Genomic DNA, 15,468 nt, shown 5'->3' on the forward strand with positions numbered 1-15,468 from the left:
ATAAGATTAGGTCACCACAATATCAAACTTTTTTAATAAACCTATTAATCCATCCTTACTAAAATGGGTTTTCTTCATCTTGTTGATGGATGGATCTATATTGAAATTTATGGCTGAGGAAAAATCAGCTTGTTCAAGATTCGTGTTCTCAAATATCGCGTTTTCAAAATCACAATTCGGGAACTTAGCCTGTTTTAAGTGTGCGTCGGCAAAGTCGGTTTGATGGAGCCTGCAATCTTGAAACTGGATATTGGGCAAGTTCATACCAATAAAGGATGCTACGGATAGATTGCATCCAATGAATTTTAGGGATAACAATAACTGGTTACAGGTCTCAAACTGAAGCCCTACCATTTTGCAATCCTCAAAGGTTACGTCGTTAAAAATGGTGTGCGCGATATTGGCATTCGTGAAATCACATCCTTTAAAAGTGCATTCCACAAAATTTTGATTGTCCAAAAATCCCTTGGAGAAAAGGCAGTCCACAAAACAGCAATTTTCGTAATCGCCCTTGGGCAATTTATTTTGCGTATAATCCTGTTTTGTGAACTCCTGATCTGACCAAAAGGATCCTGTCATTACTCTCCTGTTAAAATAATGGCGGGTATTTCCAATGCTTTGAACATATCATTATATGCTGCCATGCCACTACCAACGATGGCATTTTTTTCATCTTCAAAAGTTTTCCATTTGGCCATGTTGTCCCTAAATAACTCTTTGGCACCTTCGGTTACTTTTGGTTCCGGTACATCAATGAATCCTCTCAAATGCATAAAATCTGCATTGAGTTTACTGCTGAAATTAACCACATCTTGGAAGGTTTTTTGCTTGGGTTGAATCAAGTTCTCTTCCCAAGTATTAATTCGTTCCAAAAGGGTATCTCCCTTTTCAAGCAACTCTTTTGCACTTTCGTTGTCCTTTAGCAACTTCTTATATGTTTTTAGTTGACTTTTGGCCGTACGCATTTGGTTGACCGCTTTGTGCATGTTCACTAAAGTTTCATCGATTCTAGTTAGATAGGATTGCTGCTCTGCATAATCGGCAGGTGAGCCTTCAATAAGTGGGTCAGGTAATACTACCACATTTGTTTCCACCATCTCTTCCCCCATGGAAAGGCGAAGCGCATATGTTCCAGGGGCCACTCGGGAACTTCCGTAGCCATCAAAACCAAAAACATTCTCAATGGCAGGTGAAGGCTCACGGTAAAAATCCCAAGTAAATCGATTATATCCTTTTGCTGCAGGTAAAACTTTTGGCTTTGATGGCCCACCTGGCCAGCTCTTGAAATCTTTTGGAGCTTGGTTGGTATACGTTCTGATGACCTTTCCACCTGAAAGTACTTCCAGTTTCAATTCAGTAGAATCCAGCTTTTTGGGCAAGTAATAGTCGAAAGTGACTCCAGATTTTGGGTTTTGCCCCAATCCTGGAACAGGTTGGTCCGTACTGCCGTTAAAAATTCGGTATGATGGTTTTGGTGTCACAATTTGAAGCGAGCTTGCCGGCTTTAAACTATTCTGAATCGCCCCCAAATCATCCAATATCCAAAAAGCCCTTCCTGCCGTAGCAGCTACCAAATCATTATCCTGAATAATCAAATCATTGATAGGAACTACTGGTAAATTCAGTTGTAAAGGTTGCCAATGTTGGCCATCATCCAAAGACACATATAGGCCTGTTTCGGTACCTGCATAAAGTAATCCTTTTTGCTTTTTATCCTCACGGACCACGCGGGCAAAAGTGTGTTCACCATCAATTCCTTTGGTGATTTTGGTCCAAGTTTGCCCATAATCCGTGGTTTTGAAGATGTAGGTGTCCAAATCCATGAACTTATAACGCATCAAAGTGATGTATGCCGTGGCAGGGTCATGAGGTGATACTTCAATGCTGTTGATGATACCTTCTTTGATATTGGGAGGGGTGATATTTTCCCAGCTTTCACCACCATTTTTGGTAATGTGAACCAATCCGTCATCAGAACCGGCATAAAGTACGCCTTCCTCGTGGGGAGATTCTACCAAGTACATGATAGTGTTATAATTTTCTCCACCTGCCGCTTCGTTAGTGTATGGGCCACTTCCTGGGCCTTGTTTTTCAATTTCGTTTCTTGTTAAATCGGGGCTTACCACATCCCAGCTATACCCGCCATCTTTTGTTCTGAAGACCACATTCCCTGCATGGTAAATCGTGTTACGGTCGTGTGGTGAGCTAATAATGGGAGCGTTCCAATTGTAGCGGAACTTAAAATCCTTTGGAATATTACCTAGACCCAATTCAGGGTATTCTTTAATAGGTTTTGCTTCACGGGAAGCCTTTACCCACTTTTCAATAATTCCTTGATAACAACCACCGTATACAACCTCTGGATTATCAGGGTCAAAAGCCAAATAAGCACTTTCACAACCAGCAACGGCATACCAGTCTTTCCAATCGATACCACCATCCCGTGTGCGGCTGGCTATGGCCACGGATGAGTTGTCCTGTTGTCCTCCGTATACATTATAGGGCACTAAATTATCCGTGATAACTCGGTAAAACTGTGAGGTTGGTTGGTATTGTTGCGAACTCCAGCTAATGCCTCCGTTGTTGGAGACATTGGCGCCACCGTCGTTGGAGTTGATCATGATCTGGTTGTTTTTGGGATGAATCCACAAGTCATGATTATCGCCATGGGGCGTAGAAACAGGAGAAAAGGTTTTTCCTCCATCTATGGATTTGGTCACGGGAGCGTTTAGCACGTAAACGATGTTCTCGTCTTGGGTATCGGCAAAAATCTCCATGTAGTACCAAGACCGTGCAATATTAATTCGGTTCTTATTGGTCTGTTTCCAAGTCTTTCCAGCATCCACACTTTTGTAAACACCGCCTTTTTCACCTTCGGCCTCAAGTACGGCATAGACCACATCTGAATTTGCCCTGGAAACAGAGATACCGGATTTTCCAAATTCCTTTGGAAGTCCCTTTTCCATTTTATCCCAAGTAGTTCCACCATCGGTGGATTTATAAAATCCAGAAGAGGCTCCTCCGGAAGTAATGGTCCACGGAGTTCTTTCATGTTGCCACATGGCCGCATATAAAATAAGCGGGTTGTTCATGTCCATACTTAGGGATGAAGCTCCCGTAATATTGTCGACATAAAGCACTTTTTCCCAAGTTTCCCCTCCGTTAGTGGAGCGGTAAATACCTCTATCTTCGGAAGGGCCATATTGAGCACCTTGTGCGGCAATAAAAATAATGTCGGGATTGGTAGGATGGATAATCACGTCGGAAATATGACGAGTATGGTCCAAACCGATATGTTTCCAAGTCTTTCCAGCGTCTGTGGATTTGTAAACACCATCGCCCATAGAGGTCATTACCCCACGGGCAGCATGTTCACCCATTCCCGCAACAACCAAATTGGGGTTGCTTTCAGAAACGGCAATATCACCTACGGTTCCTGTTTTCAGGAATCCATCGGAAACGTTTTTCCAAGTGATACCGTCATCAGTGGTTTTCCATATACCACCACCCGTAGTTCCCATGTAGAAGGTGTGGGGCTGGCCCACAACACCAGTAGAGGTAACGCTTCGCCCACCACGGAACGGGCCAATATTGCGCCATTTTAATCCCGGAAAAAGGGAATCGTTAACGACAATGGAAGGTTGGTCAGATTTTTTGTTTCGTCGTTGGGCATCCATCGGATGCAATGCCAATAACATGGCACATAAAAGTAGAGGTCTTAATTTCACGAGTGTTTGAATTAGTTAGTCTGTTAAAGATACTAATTCAACTTATTCCTATGAAACTAAATCACTTCACTCTTTTATACGCAAATAGAATTTCCTCTTGGTTTCCGTCTTCTTCAATGAGGACCCAAACATTCATTTGATCGCCATTTATCTTTTCCATAGTGAGTCCTTCAAAATACACTTTGTTTTTTTCAAGCTTCACTAGTTTAAAATCGATAGTTTCATTCTTTTCTTCCCAACCTTTCATGTTTCCATCAAAATGTTTGAGTTGAAGTATGATGGAATCGTCCAATTGTTGAATGTGGCCCGATTCGTAGAAGGAGACTTTATTATCGTTCACCATTCGGAATACGAACATCATGGAATTGCCCATGGGAGCACTCCAAATTTCTTCGGCAACGCCTCCAAATGCTTCTCCGGTCCAATGGCCCTCAATCCAAGAAACATCTTCCAAATTTGCCTTTGGCGATGATTGACCTTCGGGCAGTTGCATAGTGTGCTGTGCGGAAACAAGTCCTGCGCTGAACATAAAAATAAGTACGATTGATTTCATGATTAGGTTTTTGATTGATGAATGCCTTGCCATTAATTGGACAGGGCAAATTTTACATTTACGGTGGTTTCCACCTTTATTTTTTCAAAATCGATATCCAAGGGCTGTGCATTGCCCATATCGGCGGAAACGGCTTTCATCTCCATCATGGGGGCTTGATTGTACCTTGGGTAATATTGAGAGTTGTCGGCGATATGGATGGCCATGCCCACTTTTTGACCGAGTGGTTTTGTAAGGGCATCAGCTTTTTGCATGGCTTTTTTTACAGCTCTTGTTTTTAACTCCAGCTCCAGTTCATCCATTTTGGAATACTCGGTTTTCTCGATATTGGTGTTGGCTATATCCAACTGTTCCAGTGCCATCATAACATCGCCCAATTCTTTTCCGGAGTAGACCAATAGGGAAAACTGTTTGCTTTTTAGGACTTCTTTTTGGCGCAGAAAATATTTCTTGAAGTTGCTACCCATATCCTTGATGACTAATTGCTCATCAAGATCAATACCCATGGTTTTAAAGCGTTTTGCCATTTGATTTTCTTGTTCCTCAACGGAAACACGTCCTTTGGTATCTTTTTCTTGGATGATGATGTTCAGGTAGATTTTATCAGGAGTTACCATGGTGTCCACTTGTGCCTGAGTTTCTAAATATGGGGTGTCCAAAAAGTTTTTTGATTGGGCAAAAATTGCCGAGGAGAATAAAACTGCTGCTATAAAAATTATTGTTTTTTTCATGATGTAATTTTATTAAAGTTAAATACTTCGACCTTACATTCAAAACCTGTGCCGCAATCTTCAAGGTTGATGGATTTACCTAAATGTATGGATTAACTCAATTAACTTGAGTACATTGTGGGTATGAAATTTATTTTGGCACCCGATAAATATAAAGGCTCGTTAACAGGACGCGAATTTTGTGAAACCGTTGCCCTTGGCATCAAAAAAGTTTTTCCGAATGCGAAAATAGTCAGTAGACCTTTGGCTGATGGAGGCGATGGCACCATTGATGTTGTCGCGGATTATCTAAATGCTTCAAAGGTTTCTGTAAAAGTAAAGGACCCTTTATTTAGAGAAATCGCTACACAGTATCTACTTTCTGAAGACAAACAAACCGCTTTCATCGAAATGTCCGAAGCATCCGGATATAAATTGCTTAAAAAATCCGAGATGAACTGCATGAACACCACTTCCTTAGGTACTGGGGAAATGATTGCAGGCGCTCTTGAAAAAGGAGCGAAAAACATTGTGCTGGGAATAGGTGGTAGTGCTACTAACGATGGGGGAATGGGTATGGCCCAGGCATTGGGCTATTCTTTTTTGGGTGAAGATGGCAATGCATTGGAACCTATAGGGAAGAACTTGGGGAAGGTGAAGGAAATCAAACAAGATAATGTAAACCCGAAGTTGTCCAATGCTAGAATCCAAGTGGCTTGTGATGTCAACAACCCCTTTTATGGAGAAAATGGGGCGGCCAAAATTTATGGGGCACAAAAAGGTGCTTCTGAGGATGAGATTTTGTTTTTGGACAAAGGATTGGAAAGTTTTGCCAAGGTGCTGCAATCTACCTTTGGTATTGATGTGCAAAATATCGCCGGGGCTGGAGCTGCCGGTGGCGTAGGAGGTGGTGCTGTAGTTTTTTTGAATGCGGAACTGGCTTCTGGTGTTGACCTGGTGATGGAACTTGCCAATTTTGATGAGGTTTTGGAAGGCGCCGACTGGGTTATAACCGGAGAGGGGCAGTTGGATGGTCAGACTTTTTCGGGAAAAACCATTAATGGGGTAGTGCAGTCTGCGAAAAAAAAGGAAGTGCCGATTGCGGCCTTCTGTGGTTCCATCGATGTTTCCATTGATGAAATGCAACAAATGGGATTGGATTATGCCGTTTCCATTCTCAATCAAATAGGAAACCTTGAGGATGCCAAGGCTAAGACTGCAGAAAATCTAGAATTGGCCAGTTACAATTTTGCGCACTTGGTAAAGCTGAGCAAGGGCTAGCTCAAATAACTTTTCTTCATTTTATACTCCAAAGAGGTTTTCACAGTCTTCCATTCACCGTCCAAAATAGAAAACACAACGGTGTCCCGAAGGTTTCCGAATTCATCAATACGGTGGTTTCTTAAAATACCATCTTGTTTGGCCCCTAAACGGAGTATCGCATTTCTGGAGGGATGATTGTGAAAATGGGTGCGGAATTCCACAGCGATACAGTTCAAATTTTCAAAAGCATACTTTAGCAAAAGGTATTTGCATTCCGTATTGATGCCTGTGCGTTGTACTTTTTTGGCGTACCATGTGGCCCCGATTTCCACTCTTTTGTTTTTTGCATCCACATTCAAGTAGCGGGTGCTCCCCACAATGGTATTGGTTTTTTTGTCGATAATGGCAAAGGGCAATGCGCTTCCTTTTTCTTGCTTCGATAGGGCAATATCCAAATAGGAATCTATGGTTTTTGGGGAAGGAACGCTGGTGTACCAAAGCTCCCACAAATTTCCATCAGATGCGGCAAATGCCAAATCCACTTTTTGCGATTTCTGTAGGGGGACGAGCTTTACCAATTCGCCTTCCAGCTGTATGGGACGTAACCAAGACTCCATAGGTTGAATTTAAAGTTCAAATATAACTTTTAATCTTTCGATTTAAATAAAGAAAAAAGCCAAGGAAAATCCTTGGCTTCATCATCAATCAAAAAACGAAATTAAATAATCTATTCCGATTCAAATTCTTCGACAATAAAGAAGTTTTTACTCTTCTTTTCTACGATATAATTGTTTTCCAAAACATCGTAATGCATGGTTTTGTCGGCAACATTAATATCAAACCCTTTGTCGGTCTGTACTACTTCAAAATCATTGTTCGCAGTACCTTTGTATTTCAGTACCATATAATCGTCGTAGTTTTTATCGGCATCAGTATCAATGGCTACCAACTTGGTCACAAAAGGAGAGGATGCTTTTCTATCTTGGTTTACCATGCCTCTGTCCTTGTTATCCAGTTCCATGCCGTATTTTCTGCGCTCCATCACTTTTACGCTATACTCTTTTTCTTTTCCATTTTCGGATAGGGTAAAAGTTTTAAGTTGTTTAGTGGCTTTCATGACCCCGGAATTTTGGTTTTGCCCATATCCGGCAAAAGCTGTTAGGGTTGCGAATGATAGTATAGTGAGTAAATTTTTCATAGTATTATTTTTGTGGTTAATAACTCTGTCACCTGGATGGATTGCCTATCTCTTACTTTAAATAAGAAGTGAACATCCAGTGTCTTTTCTCCAATTCGGTCATAAACTCGGTCAACATGTTTTCTGTGACAACATCGCCGGTTTCAAGGGATGCATTTATGGCATCCAACATGCTGTCGTGCAAAATCTCGTAGTCTCGCAGCACTTCTCTTACCATTTCCAGAGCGGAAATATTTTTGTCCTGCTCCTCAATTTTAGAAAGTTCCAGTGTTCTTTTTAAAGTGAAATTGCTTTGTACACCAAACACTCGTATTCTTTCCGCTACAATATCAATATTTTCTTTAACCGTGTTGTATTCGTTTTCAAACTCTTCGTGGAGTTCAAAAAAATCTGGTCCTTCAATGTTCCAGTGAAAGTTTCTAAGCTTATTATAGAATACCTGATAGCTGGCCAATAATGTGTTTAGGCTGACAACAATTTCTGCGGTTTCTAAATAAGTAAATCCTAATTTTTTAAAAGTTCTATTTTTTGCTTTAATAGCTTCCATGTATAATGTTTTTGATTTGTTTACTATAAAATTACAAGTCAATACCCGAGCGCATTGATTGTAACGATGTAATTCTTGATGCAAAAGGTTTATGAATACCTTTTAAGGTAAATAAGTCGAATTTATACCCCAATTGTCATGATTATTGGTAGAAATTCCAACCATGACCTCTCTCTATTAAAGTAAACATAAAATACAGTAAATCAAGTATTTAACTTAATTTAACGTTTATTGGGAATTGTTTTGGAGGGATGGTTTTTTATCGTCACTGATAAGGAAACCTTTGCAAAGACATTCATATACATCAGAAGAAATATCGGTCAAATATTCTTTCCCGTCGCTAAATACTTTTTGGGTTTCTTCACAGGTTGGATCTGGTTCTTGAATATAGATGGTTTCCGATAGGTCGCACATCTTTTTACAAAGACTGAATCTTTTAATCACCTTGTACTTATTGATGCTTCTAATATGCATTAGGTTGAGGGTTTTTGGTTACTTGATAAGACACATGAATATCAAATAAGTCACTTGTAATTATGCACAATTAATTACATACGTTTACAAACGAAAACAAATAGTTACAAACCGAATATGATTTTTAAGTGCTTCTAAGTTTGCCTCGTCGGACAATGAGAGTTCGATGGATAAATGTTTAAAACTTAAATCTTACTATTATGAATTCACTCAGAAACAAAGTACAATTGATTGGCAACTTAGGAAATGATCCAGAAGTTATCGTGCTTGAAAATGGCAATAAGTTGGCTAAGTTTTCAATCGCTACAAATGAATCCTACAAAAATGCAAAGGGTGAAAAGGTAACGGATACGCAATGGCACAATATTGTGGCGTGGGGAAAATTGGCCGAAATAACGGAAGATTTTTTATCTAAAGGAAAAGAGGTCATGATAGAGGGTAAGCTTATGAATCGTTCCTATGAAACCAACGAAGGTGAAAAAAGATACATCACCGAAATTAAATGTAATGAGCTATTGATGCTCGGAAAGTAATTGTTGTAACTTAATTACGACTAAAAGGGGGTAACTCCCCTTTTTTTGTTTTCCTGTAGGGTAAATGCATTTTGAGTTGTTACATAACCAGACGCCAGAACTTTAGTAAATGAACAACGTATTTATTAAAACCCATAAAGATGAGGTTGAACACACTAATTACAATATTATTTGCATTGGGCTTGGCGGCTATGGCATCTGCGCAAGAAGGAGAATATTCTTTTTATGAGGTACAGGCCAGAAAAGATTTTCATTACGAACAATCCCTAGTGTTGGTAAGCAACGAGGATGTGGAAGATTATTGGAAAGACCAAGCGCGTTTTGAAAGGGATTTGAAAAAGCATGATGGTAATGCGTATAATGTCTACATGAATGAAAAGAAAACAGTTTACGCTGAGCATGCTAAATCATGTGGAGAACAATGCAGGCACGGTAAAAATTATTACCAGCATGCAACATTATATTTTGCTTATACTGATGATCAATACTTATCCAAAGAAGCTATTGAATCATTTGTACAAATAGCTTCTCCACGTATATTTTGAATGTACACTTAGTTAGTTATATAAAAAAACGCCCCATTTTGGGGCGTTTTTTTATTATTAGTTGTGCGTTTATTTAATTCTGTCCGCCATTGCGTTCTGGTGAACGAGGCGTGGGCCATTCCAGTTGTTCTCCCGTTCTGTTGCTTATCGGCAGCACTGCTTTTTCTCTGGATGTCTTCTCAGGATGTTCACTAGCCATATAAGCTAAAATAGCCGTTAGGATGGCATTGTTTCTGACATCATCAAAAATAATTTTATCGTAGGTATCCCTGTTGGTGTGCCAAGTATAGTTCCAGTAGGACCAACTCAATGAACTCAGACTGAACGCTGGTGCTCCCGCTGCTTGGAAAGAAGCATAATCCGATCCCCCACGGGCAGGAGTTCCAGGAAAAGTGGTTTCGATTTCATCAGTGATTTCCTTTGGCACTTCGTGCAACCATTTCCCGAGATAATCATAGGAATCCAAAAATCCGCCACCGGAAATTCGAACCACTCTACCAGTTCCGTTATCTTGATTGAAAACAGCTTGTACACCCTCAACAATTTCCGGGTTGTCTTCAACAAAGGCCCTGGAACCATTGAGGCCTTGTTCCTCACTGCCCCAATGCCCTACCAAAATGGTACGCTTTGGGTTGGGATACGCTTTTTTCAAAATACGCATAGCCTCCATCATCACCAAGGTTCCCGTTCCGTTATCTGTAGCTCCTGTACCACCATCCCAAGAATCAAAATGAGCGGATAGGATCACATATTCATCAGGCTTTTCAGAACCTTTTATTTCAGCGATGGTGTTGAATGTGGGCACCTTACCCAATTCTTTGGATTCTGCCACAATATGAAGCTGCGGTTTTTGCCCCGATTCAACCAATCGATACAACATTCCGTAGTCTTCTAGTTCAAGATCCACGGTTGGGATTTCCTTGGTATAAGCTCCAAATATTTTGTTTACTCCAAAACCACGGGACCAATATGAAGCAACAATGCCCACAGCTCCTGCTTTTTCTAGGGTAACAGGAAGGGTGCGTCTGCTGAGTCCAGTGTTCTCTATATTTTCTCTCCAAGCTTCAGTTTGCTCGTCACGTTCTTTTTTCATTTTTTCAAAGGATTTTTCGGTAGCAAACTCTTCCCAATTATAGTCGGGTCTTCCCGTGGGTTGAGGCATGGAAATCATTACCAATTTACCCTTTACGTTGGGCAGCCAATTCACAAATTCTAGAGAGTCGGAAACCATGGGTAAAATAACTAACTCGGCAGTAACTCCTTTTTTGGGAGTGCTTGGGCTCCAAGCCAATTGGGTCCCTCTTAAGCTTTGAACTCGCGGGTGCACCATATCAATATGGCTAATGCCTCGTTCCCATCCTTTCCACTCGCCCCATTGTTCGTTGCGGGCCGGAATTCCCCAGCTTTCGTATTTGGTAACGGCCCAATCGTGGGCATTTTTCATTTGTGGTGTACCTACCAATCTTGGCCCAATGCCATCCATAAGTTGATGACCAAGGGTTTCCAGTTGAGAGTTTTCGTTGGCTTCTTGAATGATTGCTTCAATCACCGCATCCTTGTCCTGCGCCAACATAGAAATGCTGGATAAAAGGAGCATGGTAAATAAAAGAGAGGTTTTTTTGATCATGGTTTCTAGTTTGCTTTAAAAATAAAACAAATAAAGGAACCATTGGATTGGGATAGGGGATATAAAATGTAAAAGTACTATTACGCAACTTTTTTGAGAAGATCAAAGCAGGGACACTTTTTACAGCGCTTGCTTTCACTTTTTTTATATTTTTTGCAACACTTGGACTTTACTTTGCCAGTTGGAGGCAACTCCCTAAGTTTTGCTTTTTTGAGTTTTTTTTTGTCCTTTTTCTTTCCCATAGATAGAACCGAAATAGGGGACGAAAATAACTATTTTAAATCAATCTAAATAAAATTTAACATAATTGTATTTCCAATTCATTAAAAATGAAGGGAGACACCCAAAGTGTTTGGACCAAAAGAAAGATTCCAGCTAACGTTCTTAGGATTTGTGTCGTTGTACTTTTGGTCGTACTTGGAATCCAAGTATCTATCAATGGACTCCACAATAAAGATGCTCAACACTGTACTAAAAGCCACATCGGATACCCAATGAAAATCATCTATAATACGTACAAGGCCAGGAATCATCCCAATGGTGTAGAGTCCACCTTTAACCCAAGGACTTTTAAATTGTTTGGCAATGGCATATGCGTTACTGAATGCAAGCATGGCATGACCCGAAGGGAAAGAATCATAATCATATACCCTGTCCAAGCGGAGTGGCTCAAAGGTAGCGGAAGTTGCTCCGCTTTTTGGCCGTGCCCTACCAATGATTCGTTTGCTAACCTGTTGTAAAAAACCCCCAGCCGTAGCGGAAGAAATCAAAAGCACACCTGTGCGTCTCAATTTTTCATTTTTGGTAAAGAGTCCTGCAAGATATACTCCACCTGTAAGCATATAATTGTTCTCTGGACTTCCATATTCATTGCCATAGTCTATAACAAAATCAGGAATATCTTCTTCAAACCCATTCTTCCAATCATGGAGTTCATCATCTACGGTAAATAGAAGTAATGTGCCCCCCGTTAAATATCCAAAATTGGCCCAGTCGTTCCCTTTCCAATGGAATGGTCGGGAATAGGAATAACCTACACCCCCAAATATGTTTCCTACATCGTAGGTAAAATTGTTCCAAAGGTTTTTCTCCTTTTTGATGTGAAGCTCTTGACCGGTCATAGTAGTGGTCAATAAAACTAGGATGAAGTATTTTATAAATCTCATGATGTTGAATTACCAAACTAGTCGGCAAAATTATTCATACATTTCATGAGCAGTCCTAAAAGTATTGGCGTGTGCTTCCACAATTACTTTAATATCGGGAGAGTATCCGCCCCCCATGCTACATTGCAGTGGGATTTTGGCATTGTAACAGGTTTCAAGTACAAATCGGTCCCGTTCCTTGCATCCATCTAAAGTCAGGGACAGCGTACCCAATTTATCGGATTCCAAAACGTCCACACCACAGAGGTAGAAAATAAAATCTGGTTGTACTTGCTTCAACAACTTGGGCAGGGTCTTTTTTAAAATAGAAAGATACTCCTCATCCTTGGTATCTTTTTCTAATGGGATATCCAAGTCTGATGTTTCCTTTTTAAAGGGATAATTGCCTTTACCATGCATCGAGAATGTAAAAACAGAATGGTCTGTCTGAAAAATTTCTGCCGTTCCATTGCCTTGGTGCACATCTAAATCTACTATTAATATCTTGTTGGCCAACTTGTTGTTCAAAAGATAACGTGCGCCAATGGCTTGATCGTTCAAGATGCAAAAAGCTTCGCCTCTATCGGAATAAGCATGATGTGTTCCGCCTGCAATGTTCATGGCGATACCTTTTTCGAGTGCAAATTCGCATCCTTTTATGGTGCCATCTGCAATAATACGTTCGCGTTTCACAAGTTCATCACTAAGTGGAAAACCAATCTTGCGAGCTGCACTTTTGGAAAGATCCAGGCTTACCAAATTTTTGTAATATTCCCCATCATGTGCTGCCAAAATATGATGGTCTTCGGGTAGCGAGGGTTCAAAGAAGTTCTCCTCCGAACAAGTGCCTTCATAGAGCAATTGCTGGGGCAATAACTCGTATTTGATCATGGGGAACCGGTGTCCATCTGGCAACGGATGCTTGTAAATGGGATGGTAGGCTATTTTGAGCATTTAGGCACCTTGTTTATGTAATGCCAACTGTATTCGTTTTCGTGGTACATCAACATCCAAGACTTTTACCACTACCTGTTGATGAAGACTTACGTGTTCGTTGACATCTTTTACAAAAGTATCGGAAAGGTTGGAAATGTGCACTAGCCCGCTTTCTTTGATTCCAATATCTACAAAGCAACCGAAATTGGTAATATTGTTTACTATCCCTGGCAACAATTGCCCTTGACGCAAATCGGTAATTTCCTTGATGTTCTGATTAAAGGTGAACACTTTCGCTTTCTCACGAAGGTCCAATCCTGGTTTTTCCAATTCTTTCAGAATATCTTCCAAGGTGGGCATGCCAATGGTTTCCGTACAATAGGATTTGAGATCGATGCCTTGCAAGGCAGCTTTATTTCCTACAATCTTTTTGGTGGAAATGCCTTGGTCTTTGGCCATTTTGGATACTAGTCCGTAACTTTCCGGATGTACGGCGGAATCATCCAAAGGGTTGTCACCATTTTTAATGCGCAAGAATCCTGCACTTTGCTCAAAGGCCTTGCCTCCCAATCGAGGTACTTTTTTAATCTGTTCCCTGTTTTCGAACTTCCCATTCTCGTTTCGGTGGGCAACAATATTTTCGGCCAGTTTAGGCCCAATCCCCGATACATAACTCAAAAGGGGGACACTCGCCGTATTAATATTGACCCCAACGGAGTTCACACAGCTTTCCACCACGGTATCCAAAGAGGTTTTTAATTGGGTTTGGTCCACATCGTGCTGGTATTGTCCAACCCCTATTGATTTGGCATCAATTTTTACCAATTCGGCCAAAGGATCGGCCAAACGACGACCGATGGATACAGCTCCCCGTACCGTTACATCATAATTTGGGAATTCATCCCGTGCGATTTTTGATGCAGAGTAAATGGATGCTCCAGCTTCACTCACAATAAACACTTCAATCGGTTTTTTGAACGGAACCCGCTTTACCAACTGCTCGGTTTCTCGGGATGCCGTTCCGTTGCCTATGGCAATGGCCTCAATTTTATAGGCATCTACCAACGAACTTATTTTTTTGATGGCTCCGGAACTATCGCGCTGCGGTGGATGGGGGTAAATGGTTTCGTTGTGCTTTAAATCGCCTTGTTCGTCCAAACAGACCACTTTGCAGCCCGTTCTAAAACCGGGGTCAATGGCCAAGATGCGTTTTTCGCCTAACGGTGCACCGAGCAACAGTTGCTTCAAATTTTTGGAGAAAACCTGAATGGCCGAAGTGTCTGCTTTTTCTTTGGCAGTTTTTAAAAGTTCATTGGAGAGCGAAGGAAACAGAAGCCTTTTATAGGCATCGGCTATGGCCAATTCAATGTGTTCCGCACACGCATTGTTGGTTTTGATCAAGCGCCGTTCCATATTTTGAATAGCTCTTTCGTCATCTATTTCGGTTTTTACTCGGATAAAACCTTCCTTTTCAGCTCGCATAATGGCTAAAAAACGGTGTGATGGACAGCGGCTCAAGGGTTCGCTCCAATCGAAATAGTCGCGGAACTTTTGTGCTTTCTCATCCTCTTTTTTGGTTTTGATGACTTTGGTAGTGATCAACGCATGGCGCTCCAACTGACCGCGCAGTTGATTTCGAATATCGGTACGCTCATTGATCCATTCCGAAATGATGTGTCGAGCACCTTCGAGGGCATCATCTTCATTGATGACTTCCTTGCTCAAATATTTGGAAGCGATAAACTCGATTTCATCGCTACGTTGTGCCATAATAATTTTGGCCAATGGCTCCAAACCATTTTTTCGTGCGGTTTCAGCTTTGGTCTTCTTGCTCTTTTTGAAGGGAAGATAAAGGTCTTCCAAACTGGTAAGGTCGGTACAGTTCAAAAATTTCGCTTCCAGTTCGGAAGTTAGCGCATCTTGTTCCTTTACCGCTTTGATGATGGCTGCTTTTCTTTTTTCCAGTGCTTCGAACTGCGCTTTGTACTCCACAATGGAACCGATTTGCACCTCGTCCAAATTGCCCGTGCGTTCCTTCCGATATCGAGAAATAAAGGGAACGGTGCAATCTTCATTTAAAAGGGCCACGGTGTTTTCAACACTTTTCTCCGAAAGATTGGTATGGTGAACGATATAGGGGACAAGTTGCATGATGTTTGTTTAGTATTTGTCACTTCGAGCGCAGTCGAGAAGGCTTTGCTCCAAGTTT

15 protein-coding genes are annotated in these 15,468 nt (G+C 41.1%); 3 read left to right on the forward strand and 12 right to left on the reverse strand.

Annotated elements, in window-relative coordinates:
- Positions 1-6: 6 nt before the first annotated feature.
- From ACQQ5U_RS16450 to ACQQ5U_RS16465, 4 genes are all read right to left on the reverse strand, one after another.
- Positions 7-579 carry a pentapeptide repeat-containing protein gene (locus tag ACQQ5U_RS16450; protein ID WP_437399199.1) on the reverse strand — a complete coding sequence of 191 codons (573 nt, stop codon included), beginning with the start codon at positions 577-579 and terminating at the stop codon, positions 7-9.
- Positions 579-3,728 carry a VPS10 domain-containing protein gene (locus ACQQ5U_RS16455; protein ID WP_437399201.1) on the reverse strand — a complete coding sequence of 1,050 codons (3,150 nt, stop codon included), beginning with the start codon at positions 3,726-3,728 and terminating at the stop codon, positions 579-581. Before ACQQ5U_RS16455 ends, ACQQ5U_RS16450 begins: the two co-directional genes overlap by 1 nt.
- Positions 3,729-3,789: 61 nt before the next feature.
- A complete protein-coding gene (locus ACQQ5U_RS16460; RefSeq protein ID WP_437399203.1) occupies positions 3,790-4,281 on the reverse strand; it encodes a DUF6265 family protein in 492 nt (163 codons plus the stop codon).
- Positions 4,282-4,313: 32 nt separating this feature from the next.
- Positions 4,314-5,012, reverse strand: a complete 699-nt coding sequence (locus ACQQ5U_RS16465) for an SIMPL domain-containing protein (protein WP_437399205.1) — start codon at positions 5,010-5,012, stop codon at positions 4,314-4,316.
- Positions 5,013-5,135: 123 nt separating this feature from the next.
- Here ACQQ5U_RS16465 and ACQQ5U_RS16470 point away from each other — a divergent pair, with 123 nt between their 5' ends.
- Complete coding sequence (locus ACQQ5U_RS16470; RefSeq protein ID WP_437399207.1) at positions 5,136-6,272, forward strand: glycerate kinase; 1,137 nt, start codon at positions 5,136-5,138, stop codon at positions 6,270-6,272.
- On the opposite strand, the gene ACQQ5U_RS16475 is transcribed toward ACQQ5U_RS16470, so the two are convergent.
- The 4 genes from ACQQ5U_RS16475 to ACQQ5U_RS16490 form a co-directional block, all read right to left on the reverse strand.
- On the reverse strand, positions 6,269-6,871 hold the full coding sequence (locus ACQQ5U_RS16475) for a GNAT family N-acetyltransferase (protein WP_437399209.1): 603 nt from the start codon (positions 6,869-6,871) through the stop codon (positions 6,269-6,271). The two genes, ACQQ5U_RS16470 and ACQQ5U_RS16475, sit on opposite strands and share 4 nt — an antisense overlap.
- A 110-nt stretch (positions 6,872-6,981) precedes the next feature.
- Complete coding sequence (locus ACQQ5U_RS16480) at positions 6,982-7,452, reverse strand: hypothetical protein (protein WP_437399210.1); 471 nt, start codon at positions 7,450-7,452, stop codon at positions 6,982-6,984.
- A gap of 52 nt (positions 7,453-7,504) precedes the next feature.
- Positions 7,505-7,999, reverse strand: a complete 495-nt coding sequence (locus ACQQ5U_RS16485; RefSeq protein WP_437399212.1) for a Dps family protein — start codon at positions 7,997-7,999, stop codon at positions 7,505-7,507.
- A gap of 228 nt (positions 8,000-8,227) precedes the next feature.
- Positions 8,228-8,473: a hypothetical protein gene (locus ACQQ5U_RS16490; protein ID WP_437399214.1), complete on the reverse strand. Its 246-nt coding sequence runs from the start codon at positions 8,471-8,473 to the stop codon at positions 8,228-8,230.
- A 200-nt stretch (positions 8,474-8,673) separates the two neighbouring features.
- Between ACQQ5U_RS16490 and ACQQ5U_RS16495 the strand changes: the two genes are divergently transcribed.
- Both ACQQ5U_RS16495 and ACQQ5U_RS16500 read left to right on the forward strand, forming a co-directional pair.
- A complete protein-coding gene (locus ACQQ5U_RS16495) occupies positions 8,674-9,006 on the forward strand; it encodes a single-stranded DNA-binding protein (protein ID WP_437399216.1) in 333 nt (110 codons plus the stop codon).
- Positions 9,007-9,146: 140 nt separating this feature from the next.
- Positions 9,147-9,551 (forward strand): hypothetical protein, encoded by a 405-nt coding sequence (locus ACQQ5U_RS16500; protein WP_437399218.1) that lies wholly within the window; start codon positions 9,147-9,149, stop codon positions 9,549-9,551.
- Between the two features lie 73 nt (positions 9,552-9,624).
- Here ACQQ5U_RS16500 and ACQQ5U_RS16505 read toward each other — a convergent pair whose 3' ends face one another.
- The 4 genes from ACQQ5U_RS16505 to ACQQ5U_RS16520 form a co-directional block, all read right to left on the reverse strand.
- Complete coding sequence (locus ACQQ5U_RS16505) at positions 9,625-11,178, reverse strand: M20/M25/M40 family metallo-hydrolase (RefSeq protein WP_437399219.1); 1,554 nt, start codon at positions 11,176-11,178, stop codon at positions 9,625-9,627.
- 323 nt (positions 11,179-11,501) lie between these two features.
- Positions 11,502-12,344, reverse strand: coding sequence for a phosphatase PAP2 family protein (locus tag ACQQ5U_RS16510; RefSeq protein WP_437399221.1), 843 nt, complete (start codon positions 12,342-12,344; stop codon positions 11,502-11,504).
- A gap of 30 nt (positions 12,345-12,374) precedes the next feature.
- On the reverse strand, positions 12,375-13,277 hold the full coding sequence (locus ACQQ5U_RS16515) for a histone deacetylase family protein (RefSeq protein WP_437399223.1): 903 nt from the start codon (positions 13,275-13,277) through the stop codon (positions 12,375-12,377).
- The gene (locus ACQQ5U_RS16520; protein ID WP_437399225.1) at positions 13,278-15,410 is read right to left on the reverse strand and encodes a Tex family protein; all 2,133 of its coding nucleotides are present in this window, start codon (positions 15,408-15,410) and stop codon (positions 13,278-13,280) included.
- Between the last annotated feature and the right edge of the window lie 58 nt (positions 15,411-15,468).

Origin of the sequence: Flagellimonas lutimaris, assembly GCF_051494225.1 — a bacterium.
In the GTDB taxonomy this organism is placed as follows: domain Bacteria; phylum Bacteroidota; class Bacteroidia; order Flavobacteriales; family Flavobacteriaceae; genus Flagellimonas; species Flagellimonas lutimaris_A.